Raw genomic sequence first — 15,000 nt, forward strand, 5'->3', positions numbered from 1 at the left:
TTACTTTCGTTCAGCAGCTCGCAGTCGGGCACTGCGCGAGCGAGTGTTAGTAGCTATTTCTTCTTCTTTTGGTTCTATGGCTTTTTTGGTCAGAGGCTTCCAAGGCGAGAGGTCGTTGCCATAAAAGTCCTTTTCGGTGCGATCTTCAAAGTTTCCAGATCGCATGAAGACCTTCACCAGCCGATCTTCGAGCGAATGGTAGGAGATAACCACCAGCCTTCCACCTGGTTTTACCAAGTCTGTAGCTTGCATTAGCATTTCTTTAAGGGCTTCCAGCTCCTGGTTTACCTCTATGCGCAGGGCTTGATAGATACGCGCCAGGGTTTGATGTTCGCGATCCTTGCGGCAGTAGGGCTGGCACACTTCGTTGAGCCTACCGGTGGTAAGTATTGGTTCAGTGGCGCGAGCCTTACAGATGGCGCGTGCAATTCGGCGGCTGTGGGGCAGCTCGCCATAGCGCTGCAGTAGATCGGCAATGGCATCTTCAGGCCAATCGTTTACAATGTCAGCCGCTGTGAGTGAAATCTCTGGATTCATCCGCATGTCGAGTGGGGCGTCAAACCGCAGTGAAAACCCCCGTTCAGCTGTATCAAACTGGTGCGACGACACACCCAAATCAGCTAAAATGCCATCGACAGCGCGTATGCCTTCTAAGCGCAAGAAGCGCTTAATGTATCTAAAATTTTCCTCAATCAGCTTAAAGCGCGGGTCGTCAGGGGCATTAGCTGCAGCGTCAGGATCCTGGTCGAAGGCAAATAACTTGCCCTCATCGCCCAGCTGTTCCAGTATCGCCCGGCTGTGCCCACCTCCTCCGAAGGTGCAGTCCACATACACCCCGTTCTGCTTTACAGCGAGCAGTTCCAGGGTGTCTTGCAGAAGCACCGGTATGTGGTAAGCAGGCACAGTCATTTGTATTGAGCTTAATTACTATCAGTGTCATCCAAATGGCCCATCACTTCTTCAGCCAGCGCAGCAAAATCGACATCCGGATTGTTCACCACTGCCTCATAAGCCTCTTTGTTCCAGATTTCGATCCAGCTGCCCATAGCATTGAGCACGATATCGCCCTGTATTCCAGCGAAGTTCACCAGGTCTCTCGGGATGAGCAGTCTTCCATTGCCATCGATCTCTACCATGCGCACACCAGCGGTGTACATGCGAATGAAGTCGTTGTTCTTCTTTACAAACCGGTTTAGCTTATTCAGTTTGTTCATGATTTGATTCCACTCGCGCATGGGGTACAGCTCAAGGCACTTCTGAAAGACACTTCGCTTCAGCACAAATCCTTCTTCCAGTAGGGGCAGTAGCTGCTTTTTAAGCGCTGATGGCAATAGTATCCGCGCCTTTTCGTCAGCTTTTAACTCGTGTACCCCTATCAGATTCAAGGATTTTCGCTTTTATGTTTCTGATGTTCAAAGGTAAAAACATTTTTCCCACATTTTTCCACTTAATTCCTTGATTGTTGAAAAGTTTTTCTCTTTAAAACTTTTTGAGAGGAAAAACGCTTTGATTTTCTGCTAATTTTTTAGGTGGTAAAAAGTGGTATAAACATATGAACCTGATTTTCCAAAAATCGAGTTTTATCAGCTTCTTTACTTTCAAGCCTTACCCTCTTTTTTTCACTTTCCGTCTGAAAGCGTTTCATTTGCAAACCGATGAGAAGTTTTTATCCTGTACTTACGTAAGAATTGTTCTCAGAACTTTTTTTAATGCCATAAGCACACCTTTGAAAAATTGCTACAAAACCTCATCACCTGCGCTTCTAACCCCACTGTGCATTTATCCGTTCAAACAAGTTGAGCTTTACACCTGTATCATGTTGTGATTCTTGGCTTTTTAAAAAGGAACTTTGCTTTCGATACCAAAAGCCATACTTTCTGCAGTCCACTATTTGTAAACACATGGAGATAAGCGAACACATAACCAATCTGCTCAAAACCCTTCCCGAAAAACCGGGAGTCTATCAACACCTCGACAAAGAGGGAAATATCCTATACATCGGCAAGGCCAAAAACCTTAAAAAACGCGTTTCTTCTTACTTCCAAAAAGAGCACACTAGCGGCCGCCTGGCCATGCTTGTGCGAAAAGTGGCTGATATTCAGGTGATCGTAACCGAAACTGAATTTGACGCCTTATTACTTGAAAACAACCTTATCAAAAAATACCAACCGCGCTACAACATTAACTTAAAAGACGACAAAACCTATCCTTGGATCTGCATTACAAACGAAGACTTCCCCAGAATTTTTCCGACCCGCAAAAAGGTGAATGACGGCTCCTCCTACTACGGTCCATATGCCTCTGTCAAAGTAATGCGCACCGTGCTTGAACTGATACGCACTCTGTATCCGGTGCGCACCTGTAAAATGCCCATGACCGTAGCCGGAGTACAAGCTGGCAAGTACAAAGTGTGCCTCGAGTATCACATGGGCAACTGTCGTGGGCCATGCGAAGGCCTGCAATCGAAAGAAGACTACCAGCGTGAGATTGAAGGCGCTCGCCACATCATCAAAGGCCATCTTAACATCGTAAAGCAAATACTCATCGACCAAATGCAGGCACTCGCTGCTGAAATGCGCTTCGAAGAAGCTCAAAAAACTAAAGAAAAACTAGACGCTCTGCTCAAGTACCAAGCGAAATCGAGCGTTGTTGATTTTAACATCAAAGAAGCTGACGTATTCGGTGCCGTGAGCGATGCTGAATTTTGTTATGTAAACTACCTAAAAATCGTAGATGGTGGAATAATAAACAGTTTTTCAGAAGAATTCCGAAAGAAAATTGACGAAACCGAGAGCGAAATACTCGAGCTTGCCATTCCGCACTTTCGCAAGCTCTTCGAGTCGGAGGCGCGCGAGATTTACACTTCGCACTCGGTAGAGCTCGAAATTCCAAACGTCAAAATCCACACTCCTACTCGTGGCGAAAAGCGCGACCTCGTGGAGCTCAGCGTCAAAAATGCCGGCTATCACCGGCTTGAACGCCTGAAAAACCTCCAAATTACAGACCCCGATCGCCATGTCAATCGCCTCATGCAGCAGATGAAGGCCGACCTCGGCATCGATCAAGAGCCGCGCCACATTGAGTGCTTCGACAATTCCAACATCATGGGCACCAATCCCGTAAGCGCTTGCGTCGTTTTTCGCGACGGAAAACCCAGCAAAAAGGAATACCGACACTTTAATGTAAAAACCGTAGAAGGTCCCGACGACTTTGCCACCATGCGCGAGGTAGTGTACCGCCGATACCGACGCATGCTCGACGAAGGGCAGCCTCTGCCTCAGCTCATCGTAATAGACGGCGGAAAAGGTCAACTCAACGCAGCCCTCCAAAGCCTCAGAGAGCTCGGGATTGACCAGCAAATGCGCATACTTGGCATAGCCAAGCGACTGGAAGAACTTTACTTCCCAAACGATCCGCTGCCTTTGATGCTCAACAAAAAATCTGAAACCCTCAAAGTCCTTCAGCACATTCGCGATGAGGCGCACCGATTTGGACTCACGCACCATCGCAAGCGCCGAACCTCATCGGCCCTGAAAACCGAATTGACCAAAATCGACGGCATTGGAGAAGCCACTGCTGAAGCTCTCATCAAAAAATTTGGCAGCGTGAAAAAAATTAAAACCTTAACCCTCGATCAGCTCGCCGAGGTGATCGGTAAATCCAAAGCTCAAAAGATTTTTTCATATTTTCATCGCGAAAATGTGACCAAATCTTGAATACTCGCCGTGCGCTACATATGCTGCTGATTTGCTTTAACGGGCTGCTGTGTCTTGCCCAGCCCAAGGGAATTGGGCTGGTGCTTAGCGGTGGCGGGGCACGCGCTATGGCACATGTAGGCGTTTTGCAAATCATAGACTCAGCAGGCCTACAGGTGAGCTACATAGCCGGTACAAGCATGGGCGCAGTAGTAGGTGCCTTTTACGCCATGGGTTACTCCGGTAAGCAGATCGAAGCCATCATGCGCTCGGTCGATTGGCAAGCTGTGAGCGACAATCGCATCCAGCGCAAAAAGCTTTCATACTTCGATCGCAAGCAAACCGACAAATACCTCTTGAGCTTGCCAATTACTGACAAGGGAATTTCTATACCCGCCGGCATCAATTATGGATACTACATATTGCAAACGCTTTCAAGGCTTACTGTACATTATCCTGGATATCAAGATTTTAGAAAGTTTCCAATTCCATTTGTATGTACTGGCACCGACATCGAAAATGGAATTCTCAAAGAATTCGATGAAGGCATCATCAGCGATATTCTTCGGGCTACAACAGCCTTTCCAAGTATTTTTTCGCCTTACGAAGTCGATGGAAGGCTGTACGTAGATGGTGGAGTAATGGACAATCTGCCCATCAGCTTGCTCAAAAAAAGGGGTGTGCAGTTCATCTTAGCCTCCGACGTACAAAATGCTGCTTACACCAAAGAAGAACTTAACTCTATAAACAAAATCCTTGAACAGGCGGCAACCTTCGCCAGTATACGCGCCTATCAAGATTACATCTGCGAGGCTCAAATGCTCTTACAACCCAAAGTGCCAGAGGCGGGTCTGCTGAGTTTTGAGCTCATGGATAGAGTAATTCAAGAAGGTAGAAATGTTGCCCTGAGGTATTGGGATACGCTTGTAGCCCTTGCTAAAATCTATCCGCGCGCGGTGCCGTATCAAAGAGAACTTCCTCCGAACGATGTAATAGTCTCTAACATACGAGTATCAGGTTCGGCTGATGTAGATGAAAATTACATCACGGCTAAACTGGGCTTTAGGAAAAACACCGCACTTTCTTTTGACAAAATCCACGACCTTATGGATCAAATCTATGGTCGAAAAAATCACGAAATCATCAAATACGATTTGTTTCCAATCACTGACACATCCCATGCTCTCAATTTTTATTTTAAACCTTTTAAATACAATCAATATTTGCGCTTAGGTCTTCACTTCGATACTGATTTTGGCAGCGCATTTTTATTTTCATATTACAACAAAAATTTGATTTTTAGAAATTCGTTTTTAAATATAGATCTTGTTTTGGGTGATAACCCGCGTGGAAATTTTACTTACTTTATCGATCGTGGTGTTATTCCTATGTTGGGGATTAGGGGCAGATTTAACACTTTTCGTTCAGCACTTTGGAGCAATGAAAGACCGATAAATTTTATTAATTATACAGATCTGAGTAGCGATATTTTTATTCAATCCATTTTGACAAAATCTATATCGGTTACAGGCGGGGTTCAGACAGAATTTTTTAACTTAATTCCTACTCAACTCGACAATCCTCTGATTCGAAATAATCTTGCGTATTTAAACTATTTTGGTCAACTGCATTTTGACAATTTAGACCAACTCTTTAAACCGCAAAAAGGCGCTAAAGTAGAAATAATAGCCCGTGTTTTATCACGTACAGAGAGGTATCAAGTTTTCATTAAACCCACTACGGTAATAAGTGGATACTACATGCAAGCACTCGGCTATGGAAGGGTGGGAATGAATTTGTCCTTTCAGTCAACCATATCTCTGGGTAACAACCAGTTTTTTCCTTACCGAGTATTTCTAGGTGGTCTGGGCAACAATTATTTTCAGCACATACACAAGTTTGCGGGTTATCGTTTTCTCGAATTATCTGGTCGGCAAAATGCTGTCTTGCGCGGTGAATTTTTCTTCCGTACCTTTCCGAATCAGTACTTTACTTTTACTTACAACGTAGGTAAAATTGGCGAGGAAATTCCTGAATTAATTACCAATGAGATCATCGATGGCTATGCCATTACCTACAGTGTTAATACGCTACTGGGTCCTATCGAATTAAGTTTGATGGGCAATAGTAATTCATCGCGAATTTTGGGGTATATTTCTGTAGGATATTGGTTTTAAAATTAAGTTTTATGAATACTTCTTTTGTAAAAAATATCTACTTTTTTTATATAAGATTTTTAATTATGTTCTTTTTTGGAATTTATGCTCTCTATATACGATTTAATAATCCAGATTTCTTAATAAAATTGTTTGGAATAATTTGGTTTTTTCTGGGAATTATTACATTTCTTATGTTCATATTAAAAATTTTAAAAAAGGAATCAAATGTTTCATACATTCTGCATGCTTCTGCAGATATCTTAATATCAATATTACTTTATTTTAATTCAACATACATATCAAAACATTTTTCAATTTTCATTGGAATATTCGCCATTTTTATTGCAATATCTCTGCTTTTTTACCGATCTAATCAAAAGAGCAATTATCTTCTATATTTAATCATTACATTAATGATAATATTTGGAATATTTATGTTTTTTGAATCTATAATTTCAGACGTTGTAATCTCTTACATGATAGCTATTTTTTTTACGTTTACAGGTTTGATTGGCTTAATTTTCAATACTTCCTATCACTTTAAAGCAATTAGTAAGAAAAGGAGTAAATAATTCTTCTTTTAAGGCTTGGTGTTTAATTATCAATGGGGTTACTTTTGGCCTTTTAGAGATGATACTTAAACTATGCATTATTTACGCACCCGGCAACAAGCAGAAGAAGTAGTAACAGATTGTTTTCAACTATTTTCCAAAAAACTCAAAGATTACGGTACTGCCTGGCGAATTCTGCGCTTACCCTCGCTAACTGACCAAATATTTATCAAAGTGCAACGCATTCGTACCATCGAAGAGAAAAAGCAACAGATGGTACAAGACAGCATTGAAAATGAATACGTTGGCATTATCAATTACGCTATAATGGCACTGATACAATTAGATCTCGGAGTTTCTGACAAACCTGATATTGATATAGCTCAAGCTGAAAATTTATATCAGAAAAAGGCCCGTGAAATACTCGCGCTGATGGACCGCAAAAACCACGACTACGGCGAGGCATGGCGCGACATGCGCATCTCGAGCTACACTGATTTGATTCTTCAGAAGCTGCTGCGCATCAAGCAGATAGAAGATAATCAAGGCGCGACCCTCGTGTCAGAGGGCATAGATGCCAACTACATGGATATAGTGAACTACGCTATTTTTGCTTTAATACGTTTAAAAGAAGAAAAAACTACTAAATCATGAAGTGGGTTGTTTGGATTGTTCGAGTACTTGTAGGAGGACTGTTTGTGTTTTCCGGTTTGGTGAAGCTCAACGATCCTATGGGCTTTGCCTTTAAGCTGGAAGACTATTTTGCCGCTGATGTTCTGAACCTTCCCTTTTTAACCCCAATTGCCTTACCGTTAGCCATAGCTATTGTTACTGTCGAGATTGTTTTGGGCGTTATGCTTTTACTCGGTTTTCGAGCGAGGCTTACGCTGAATTTGCTCTTGGCCATGATCGTATTCTTTACCTTCCTTACTTTTTATTCAGCCTATTTCAATAAAGTAACCGATTGTGGTTGCTTTGGCGATGCTATTCCCCTTACGCCTTGGCAGTCGTTCACCAAAGATGTAGTGTTGTTGGTTTTAATCCTTTTTCTTTTAATCTACAGAGATGCTATTAAGCCTATACTCTCTGACAGGGTTTCATTGGGGATCGTATTTGTTTCAGTGATTGCCTGCCTCATCTTAGCTCGCCATGTTTTGTACCACTTGCCTTTCATTGACTTCCGGCCCTATGCTGTGGGAAAGAGCATTGTTGAAGGCATGAAGACTGCCGAGGAGCTCGGCTTAGAGTCGCCTAAATACATGACGATTTACACTTTAAAAAATACCAGAACAGGAGAAACGCGCGAGGTAAACAGCGACGAATACCTCGCCGAGAGGTGGTGGGAGAGAGAAGAATGGGAAATTCAAAGCGACAAGACGCGCACTGTAAAAGTGCGCAAAGGGTATGAACCCCCGATTCACGACTTTAAAATAGTGCTCGACGGCGAAGACATAACGCAAGATGTCCTTTCAGCCGACAAGGTGATGCTCGTGATCATGTACAACATTCACAAAACAGATCTTCGTAATTTTTCGAAAATCAATGCCCTTGCTGATTTAGCAGAGCGCAAAGGAGCTAAAGTGTATGGCGTGACTGGCAGTTCACAGTCTGATTTCGAACCCATTCGCCATGAGGTGCAGGCTGCCTATCCGTGGGCTACATGTGATATGACTACTCTGAAAACCATGATTCGCTCGAATCCTGGCGTTGTAATACTCGGTAAAGGTACTGTAAAGGCCATGTTTAGCCATCGCGATGTGCCTTCAGCCGACGAGGCTATAGCCGCTCAACTTTTTTAAGAGGATGGTTCGTCGGCTTTTTTGGCAGCTTGGGTACAGTCTTTTGATTTTTTTGGGCGTAGCCACTCTCATTTTCAATCTCTTTTACTTATTGCCTGCCGATCCGGCTCGAATGCTTACTGACCAGCGCGAGGATGAGAATCAACTAAAAGCCATAAGGCAACAATATGGACTTAATTTGCCCATTCCTGTTCAATACCTGCTCTTTATCAACGATTTATCACCATTAAGCTATTACAACAATCAGTCGAATATTTCACTTCTGAGAGCTTCAGAACGCGGAATACATTCAGTAAAGCTCATGGAATTTGGCAACAATGCTTATGTGGGCATTAAGTGGCCATATCTCCGTCAAAGCTTTCAATATAAGGGAGTTGAAGTCGCATCTTTAATTAAAACGCGATTTTTTAACACCTTAATTCTGGCCCTTTCGGCCTTTACAATTGCTTTTTCGTTAGGAGTTATCATGGGTTTATTCGCGGGTATATATCAAAATACATGGATTGACAAGGCGATAACGTTAATATCCACTGCCGGTATGGGGTTGCCATCGTTTGTGAGTGCTATTTTAGCTGCATGGATTTTTGCCTTTTTACTTCATTCCTACACTGGTCTAAACATTACAGGAAATCTTTGGGAATGGGACGACCTGGGTGAAGCTCGAACAATACGCTGGAAAAATCTTATTCTGCCTGCTCTTACTCTTGGTATAAGGCCTCTCAGTGTCATTACTCAAATGATGCGCAGTTCGTATCTCGAGCAATCGACCATGCCATACGTGCTGACAGCTATTAGCAAAGGACTAACATATCGGACCATAGCTCTTAAGCACATTCTGCCCAATGCTTTAAATCCAGTAGTCTCTGTATCGTCTTCGTGGATGGCTTCAATGCTGGCAGGTAGTGTGTTTGTGGAATATATCTTTGGTTGGAATGGTATAGGTAAGTTGGTCGTAGAGTCGGCTACTACGCTCGATCTACCTGTGTTAATGGGTTGTGTTTTGACATTTTCAGCAGTTTTTATTGTAGTGAATGTGCTCACTGATCTTTTATATCGCTGGTTAGATCCCACGATATCAAGTGATTAGTGATGTCTTTTTCGTCCTGCCCAGAGAAAGCTACCAATCAAAGCAGGCAAAGCCACGTTGGCCGTCCACACCAATGTAACGGAGGTAAAAATGGCCCAATCGCTCAAGTGCAATTGCTTTAACAACAAGATGCCTACTGCACCTTTTACAATGGGATCAAATACTAATATGGTAGGCATATATGAGGCAAGAGAATAATAAAAAGCCACATACAACCAGACGATAAAGAAGTGAGCATCGGATGAGCCTATCGATAGAAGTAATATGGAAAGCTGTGAGGTGTATATGATGAATTTTACAGCTGATAGACTAATCCATTTAATCTTGTCAATAGCAGAAATACGTATGCGTAAAAAAGACTGAAAGTAATTTTTGCCTTGTATGCTAATATTTGTTATAAAAGGCAAAAAATTTTCAATATACCAATAAAACAAAAAGTGAGTAAGTACTAAGAAAAAGAAGAGATATAAGTGCCATTTTTTTAAAAAAGATTCGGTCGTGTAGAACAACAGAAATGTGGCAAAAAGTCCGAGAAGATTTCTTGCAACAGTCTTTACTGTGCGAAAGTGAAATGCCAGAAAAAAACCTTTTAGCTTGGCCAGGGGAGCTTTGAATTGACGCATTTTTCCCCCGTATTCCCCAATGTTATTGGGAGTAATAAAACCAAGAGACATCGAGATGAGGTGATGCCTTGCGTAGTGCCAAAACCGAAGTTTGTGACTGCCTTTAGAAATCAATGACCACAACAGTACATCGAGAAAAAAATTTGCCAACGAGAGTGAAATGAAAAGTGGTATATTGTGAAGAAAATTAGCCTGATTAAAAATAAATTCGGGCTTAAAATAGGATTTAGAAAGACGTTGAAAAAGAACAAAAAAACAGACGATAATTACAGCATATTTTATAGCACTGTTTATTGCTGGAGTTCGAAAAGCAGAATATGCTTTTTGAGCAAAGGTTACATATTTTTCTGCGATTTTCAGCTTCACTTTTTTCTGTTTATGTCAAAGAAATTTCAACAATTGTGTTGCTTAAATCGGTTTCAAAAAGTTTGTCGTCTTCGCCGTTCCAAAGTACATAGTTCATTGAAAAGTGTTTTGCCAAGTGGTTGCAAGTGAAAGAGTGAGGAGTTGTTTGTAGGGCATAAATTTCTGGGAAATCACCAGGTCCGGCGATCATCTCGAAAATTTTTCCGCGCTTATTGTTGAAGACAAAAACTGTGAGATTTTTAGGCATTGGATTTTGCCAAAGAGCATTTATGTCGTAAAAAAAAGAAAGATCACCTAAAAGGCACCAAACCGGAGCATCGGAAGCCATAGCCATACCTACTGCCGTCGATAGACTGCCGTCGATACCTGCTGTTCCTCTGTTGCCATAGATATTTTGCTGCCATATGCCGGGTAATTTAAAGAATTGGCGAATTACAGCGCTGTTGCCTAACACCACTTTCGCCTTTCTATTCTGGGCTGCTTTGGCAATCGGGGCATAAAACTTTTTGATTTCTTCATTTTTCAAGTATGCTTCTGTATAAGAGCGATCTGTGGTATACCAGGTTTGCGAAAAAGAGTTGTCAAGATACACAGGTAAGTCAGCTAATCTTTTAAGAAATTCAGAAGCATCAGTCGGAATGAGTCGTACACCTTTGCCGAAGGTGTCTGGCGGATATGGAATGTCTTCGACGTGCCAATGTGTAAGTGTGGGAATTGAACGCAAGTATTTTTTTAAATTCTTGTGAGTGATTTCTCCACCTACCGTAATGACCAATTCCGGTTCAGGTAAAGTAGTGTAGTCAAATTCATTCACGTGGTAGATGGCTAAATCGGGGTGTAAGTTGCTTAACCCTCCGCTTACTAAAGGATATCCTTTGTCATTAAGGAATTGCTGAGTGTGTTTGGATATATAACCGGGTCGGCACTGACCGACAACAATCATTATTTTTCGAAAACCCGATAGATCAATGGGTTTGTTCCAGTTTTTTGGGCGTTGCGGTTCGGTCAAGGAAAACGGCGGCTCAACGAGATCTTTCCATCGGTACAGAGGCTCTTCGTAATGTACATTGATGTGAATGGGTCTTCGCTGATGTATAATATGTAGATAAATGTCCCGAAGATTTTCAATAAGTGAAGCTGCCGACAAATTTTCTGAAAGATACCAAAAGGCATCTACATGTCGGCCGTAGAGGTGATGTTGAAAGATGGTTTGGCCATCGCGGGCCGTGGTGAGATGAATAGGGCGGTCGGCAGTAATCACAATTAGTGGTACAGACCGAAACCAAGCTTCGCACACGGCTGGCAGATAGTTGGCTGCAGCAGTCCCCGATGTGCAGATGAGGGCTACGGGCTTCTGAGTTACATCAGCAATTCCAATGGCCTTAAAACCAGCCGAGCGCTCATCGACCACCGAGTGCAGTTTAAAATTGGGGAAATGCTTAATTAGCGCGATCATTAGAGGCGCATTGCGCGAGCCGGGACTAATTATAATATCCTCAATTCCCGCTTTTGTGAGGACATGAAGCAGCCAATTGGTGTAATCAAACTGATCGAACGTCGTTGTCACACCAACACACTTAAAAGAGTTTGCATTTTTAATTCGGTTTCACGCCATTCAGATTCAGCATCTGATCCAGCTGTAATTCCAGCCCCGGCATAGAGTATGACCTGATCGTCAAAGACTTGCATACTTCTCAGATTTACGTAAAAGTCGGCACTGTCGAAGTTCCAGAACCCGAAGAAACCCGTATAGTAGGAGCGATCGTATCCTTCGTATTTTTTTATAAATTCCTTAGCCTTGGTGTGATGACTGCCCAGCACTGCCGGGGTAGGGTGGAGCTGCAAGGCTAATTGTAACCAGTGTGGCATTACAGGCAAAGTACCGCTAATGTCGGTGCGCAAGTGTTTCACCGGACCGGCAGTTACTTCGTATGGACCGTTTTTTTTGATCGAAATGGTGTGATATGTTGAGCTGAATACTTCTTCGATGTATGCGGTTACAATTTTTTGCTCTTCTAATTCCTTATCAGCCCATGGAGTAGGATCTATCGTAAGTCGTGTACCGGCCAAACTCATACTGTGAATCTCTTTGTTATCGCCATAGAGCAATCGCTCAGGTGTAGCTCCCATCCAGCAGCCGGTTTCCGGACTGTACATCAGAAAAACCATGGTGTCAGGGTATCTCCTGCTTAATTCGGCAAATGTTGATAAGTACGATATACCTTTTGCCGGATATGTGGCGCGTCTCGATAAAACTACTTTGGTAAATACGGTTGTGTCAAAGTTTTTAATGGCTGATTCTACGGCGTTTAAATAGTGTTTTTTTGAATCCGCTGAGATTTCAGGAGCTAAGGTGAGGTTTTTTTTTAACACAGCGTCAACATCTTTGATGTCTGTTTCACCCCGAGCATTTGTCATCCTGAAAAGGTGCAGCCGCACATCCGCTTCAAAACCTGCAAAAACAAAAAGTGGTTGATCGGGAGTAGGAACAGTCTGTGCATCCACGGCACTTAAGAGTACCATCTCCGAATGTTGATAGCCTGGTTTGCGATAGAGCAGAAAGGAATGCACTGCCTTTTTACTTACCTATAAATTTTGGAGTACGTTTTTCTAAAAATGCTGTTACACCCTCTTTGTAATCGTGAGTATTTCCGGCTTGAGTTTGCAGTTCGTCTTCGAGTTTTAGCTGAGTGATGAGGTCGTTGGAAGCCGATTTGTTGAGCGCTTTTTTTGTGAGTGCGAGGCCTTTAGTGGGCATCTGAGCCAGAGTTTTGGCAATGTTGTAGGAGGCTGTTGCAAATTCAACATCGTCAAAGACTTTATAAATCATTCCCATACGCTCTGCTTCGTCGGCTGTTACCTTGTCACCTAACATCATTAGTGCTGATGCTTTGCCAAAGCCGATGAGGCGAGGAAGGGTGTAGGTACCTCCACTGTCAGGTATTAGCCCTATTTTACTGAAAGCCTGTATAAAAGTCGCAGAACGAGCAGCTACCACTACATCACCGGCCAGAGCAATGTTGGCTCCAGCTCCGGCGGCTACACCATTTACTGCTACCACGATGGGCTTCATGCACTGGCGCATTTTTATGATGATAGGGTTGTAGTGTTCGCTTACGATACGGGTCAGTTCAGGCCCGTTTGGGTCAATGGCTTCCGCTAAATCCTGCCCTGAGCAAAACGCTTTACCTCGACCACTAATGTATACTGCTCGTACGGAGGCATCTGCATCAGCTCGATTGAGTTCCTCTTGAAAAGCCAAAGCCATCTCCCGTATAAAGGCGTTGTACTTTTCAGTTCTATTTAAATAGATGGAGAGCACGCCATCGCTGAATCCGGATTGAATGAAAGCTGACATGTTCAGTGTGGTTTTACGAATTATTGAATACCGTTAACCTCTACTTCAGGCGCTATTTTCCTCACCAGCCCTTGAAGTACTTTGCCTGGTCCAACTTCTGTGAAGACAGTTGCGCCATCAGCCACCATATTTTTTACGGTTTGCGTCCAGCGCACAGGCCCGGTGAGCTGTGCCATCAGGTTTGCTTTTATCTCTTCCGGATCGGTATGGGGTCGAGCTGTCACATTTTGGTAAATTGGGCAAATAGGTGTATTAAAATGAGTGGCTGCAATGGCTTTTCCCAGCTGTTCGGAGGCAGGCTGCATCAGAGGCGAGTGAAAGGCTCCGCCTACAGGCAGAGGCAGTGCTCTTTTGGCGCCGGCAGCTTTTAAGGCATCACAAGCCTTCTGCACAGCCTCTTTTTCGCCTGAAATTACGAGCTGTCCGGGGCAGTTGTAGTTGGCTGCCACTACTATTCCATCTATTTGTTTACAAATTTCTTCCACTTTTTCATCGTCGAGACCAAGAACAGCAGCCATAGTAGAGGGCACAGCATCGCAGGCCTCTTGCATGGCCATCGCACGGGCATATACCAGCTTTAGGCCATCTTCAAATCGAAGAGCTCTGGCTGCCACCAGAGCTGAGAACTCTCCCAGCGAGTGGCCTGCAACCATATCAGGAGCGAAATTTTCTAAAGTAAGGGCGAGCACTACGCTGTGTAAAAAGATGGCTGGTTGTGTTACCTTGGTTTGTTTTAATTCTTCTTCAGTGCCCGAAAACATTACGTCGGTTATCCGAAACCCAAGAATTTCATTAGCCTGTTCGAAGAGGTTCATGGCATCCGGATGGCTGCGGTACAATTCTGCTGCCATCCCTGGAAACTGCGACCCCTGACCAGGAAAAACGTAAGCTTTTTTCATGTTGGCAATTTTATCGGTGGCGAAATTAAGGAAATTATTCGCCGTAATATTCTACAGAGTTGTTCTCTGTTTCATCGAGTCGCACACAGTGCAGCGTGGCACCTCTCTCAGCAATAAGGGGCTGTAAAATTTTCCAGATTTCTATAGCGATGATTTCTGTGCTACACATCTTGCCGCGCAGAAAATCTACATCCAGGTTCAGATTTTTATGGTCAAGTCGATCAATTACATGTGTGCGAATGAGTTCCTTTAGGTCAGTGAGATTCATTACGAATCCGGTATCCGGATGGATTTCGCCCTTTACTGTTACAGTGAGTGTAAAATTATGTCCGTGAAAATTTCGATTAGCACATTTGCCAAATACTTCATCGTTCTTCTCCTCGCTCCAGTTGGGATTGTACAACTGATGGGCTGCGCTAAAGCGCTCTTTACGCTGTATGTAAATCATTTATCTTTTCTTACC

The 15,000-nt window shown here is 43.2% G+C and carries 13 protein-coding genes; 5 read left to right on the forward strand and 8 right to left on the reverse strand.

Annotated elements, in window-relative coordinates; genetic code table 11:
* A complete protein-coding gene (gene rsmH / locus EIP89_RS07195; protein WP_124397998.1) occupies positions 1 to 909 on the reverse strand; it encodes a 16S rRNA (cytosine(1402)-N(4))-methyltransferase RsmH in 909 nt (302 codons plus the stop codon).
* A gap of 11 nt (positions 910 to 920) precedes the next feature.
* Positions 921 to 1,385 (reverse strand): division/cell wall cluster transcriptional repressor MraZ, encoded by a 465-nt coding sequence (locus tag EIP89_RS07200; RefSeq protein WP_124397999.1) that lies wholly within the window; start codon positions 1,383 to 1,385, stop codon positions 921 to 923.
* Positions 1,386 to 1,901: 516 nt separating this feature from the next.
* Here EIP89_RS07200 and uvrC point away from each other — a divergent pair.
* The 5 genes from uvrC (at position 1,902) to EIP89_RS07225 (ending at position 9,291) form a co-directional block, all read left to right on the forward strand.
* Positions 1,902 to 3,716 carry an excinuclease ABC subunit UvrC gene (gene uvrC / locus EIP89_RS07205; RefSeq protein ID WP_124398000.1) on the forward strand — a complete coding sequence of 605 codons (1,815 nt, stop codon included), beginning with the start codon at positions 1,902 to 1,904 and terminating at the stop codon, positions 3,714 to 3,716.
* A complete protein-coding gene (locus EIP89_RS07210; protein WP_124398001.1) occupies positions 3,713 to 5,872 on the forward strand; it encodes a patatin-like phospholipase family protein in 2,160 nt (719 codons plus the stop codon). Before uvrC ends, EIP89_RS07210 begins: the two co-directional genes overlap by 4 nt.
* A 626-nt stretch (positions 5,873 to 6,498) precedes the next feature.
* On the forward strand, positions 6,499 to 7,059 hold the full coding sequence (locus EIP89_RS07215) for a DUF1599 domain-containing protein (RefSeq protein ID WP_124398002.1): 561 nt from the start codon (positions 6,499 to 6,501) through the stop codon (positions 7,057 to 7,059).
* Complete coding sequence (locus EIP89_RS07220; RefSeq protein WP_124398003.1) at positions 7,056 to 8,204, forward strand: BT_3928 family protein; 1,149 nt, start codon at positions 7,056 to 7,058, stop codon at positions 8,202 to 8,204. The genes EIP89_RS07215 and EIP89_RS07220 overlap by 4 nt, the downstream gene beginning before the upstream one ends.
* Before the next feature lie 4 nt (positions 8,205 to 8,208).
* On the forward strand, positions 8,209 to 9,291 hold the full coding sequence (locus EIP89_RS07225) for an ABC transporter permease (RefSeq protein ID WP_124398004.1): 1,083 nt from the start codon (positions 8,209 to 8,211) through the stop codon (positions 9,289 to 9,291).
* Here the strand turns inward: EIP89_RS07225 and EIP89_RS07230 are convergent.
* Genes EIP89_RS07230 through EIP89_RS07255 form a run of 6 tightly spaced genes read right to left on the reverse strand, consistent with a single transcriptional unit; the run spans position 9,288 to position 14,985 of the window.
* Positions 9,288 to 10,280, reverse strand: a complete 993-nt coding sequence (locus EIP89_RS07230; protein ID WP_148086794.1) for a hypothetical protein — start codon at positions 10,278 to 10,280, stop codon at positions 9,288 to 9,290. The genes EIP89_RS07225 and EIP89_RS07230 overlap by 4 nt on opposite strands.
* 10 nt (positions 10,281 to 10,290) lie before the next feature.
* A complete protein-coding gene (gene menD, locus EIP89_RS07235) occupies positions 10,291 to 11,847 on the reverse strand; it encodes a 2-succinyl-5-enolpyruvyl-6-hydroxy-3-cyclohexene-1-carboxylic-acid synthase (RefSeq protein ID WP_160160556.1) in 1,557 nt (518 codons plus the stop codon).
* Positions 11,844 to 12,851, reverse strand: a complete 1,008-nt coding sequence (locus tag EIP89_RS07240) for an isochorismate synthase (protein WP_124398007.1) — start codon at positions 12,849 to 12,851, stop codon at positions 11,844 to 11,846. The genes menD and EIP89_RS07240 overlap by 4 nt, the downstream gene beginning before the upstream one ends.
* Before the next feature lie 7 nt (positions 12,852 to 12,858).
* The gene (locus EIP89_RS07245) at positions 12,859 to 13,638 is read right to left on the reverse strand and encodes an enoyl-CoA hydratase-related protein (protein WP_124398008.1); all 780 of its coding nucleotides are present in this window, start codon (positions 13,636 to 13,638) and stop codon (positions 12,859 to 12,861) included.
* 20 nt (positions 13,639 to 13,658) lie between these two features.
* Positions 13,659 to 14,537, reverse strand: coding sequence for an ACP S-malonyltransferase (fabD, locus tag EIP89_RS07250; protein ID WP_124398009.1), 879 nt, complete (start codon positions 14,535 to 14,537; stop codon positions 13,659 to 13,661).
* 34 nt (positions 14,538 to 14,571) lie between these two features.
* Positions 14,572 to 14,985, reverse strand: coding sequence for a 6-pyruvoyl trahydropterin synthase family protein (locus EIP89_RS07255; RefSeq protein ID WP_124398010.1), 414 nt, complete (start codon positions 14,983 to 14,985; stop codon positions 14,572 to 14,574).
* Positions 14,986 to 15,000 lie beyond the last annotated feature (15 nt).

This window comes from Thermaurantimonas aggregans (assembly GCF_003851885.1).
In the GTDB taxonomy this organism is placed as follows: Bacteria; Bacteroidota; Bacteroidia; order Flavobacteriales; family Schleiferiaceae; genus Thermaurantimonas; species Thermaurantimonas aggregans.

Coding starts and splice junctions, on each gene's coding strand:
- rsmH (WP_124397998.1), bottom strand. CDS start 909: ATGACTGTGCCTGCTTACCACATACCGGTGCTTCTGCAAGACACCCTG.
- uvrC (WP_124398000.1), top strand. CDS start 1,902: ATGGAGATAAGCGAACACATAACCAATCTGCTCAAAACCCTTCCCGAA.
- EIP89_RS07215 (WP_124398002.1), top strand. CDS start 6,499: ATGCATTATTTACGCACCCGGCAACAAGCAGAAGAAGTAGTAACAGAT.
- EIP89_RS07225 (WP_124398004.1), top strand. CDS start 8,209: ATGGTTCGTCGGCTTTTTTGGCAGCTTGGGTACAGTCTTTTGATTTTT.
- EIP89_RS07245 (WP_124398008.1), bottom strand. CDS start 13,638: ATGTCAGCTTTCATTCAATCCGGATTCAGCGATGGCGTGCTCTCCATC.
- fabD (WP_124398009.1), bottom strand. CDS start 14,537: ATGAAAAAAGCTTACGTTTTTCCTGGTCAGGGGTCGCAGTTTCCAGGG.
- EIP89_RS07220 (WP_124398003.1), top strand. CDS start 7,056: ATGAAGTGGGTTGTTTGGATTGTTCGAGTACTTGTAGGAGGACTGTTT.
- EIP89_RS07255 (WP_124398010.1), bottom strand. CDS start 14,985: ATGATTTACATACAGCGTAAAGAGCGCTTTAGCGCAGCCCATCAGTTG.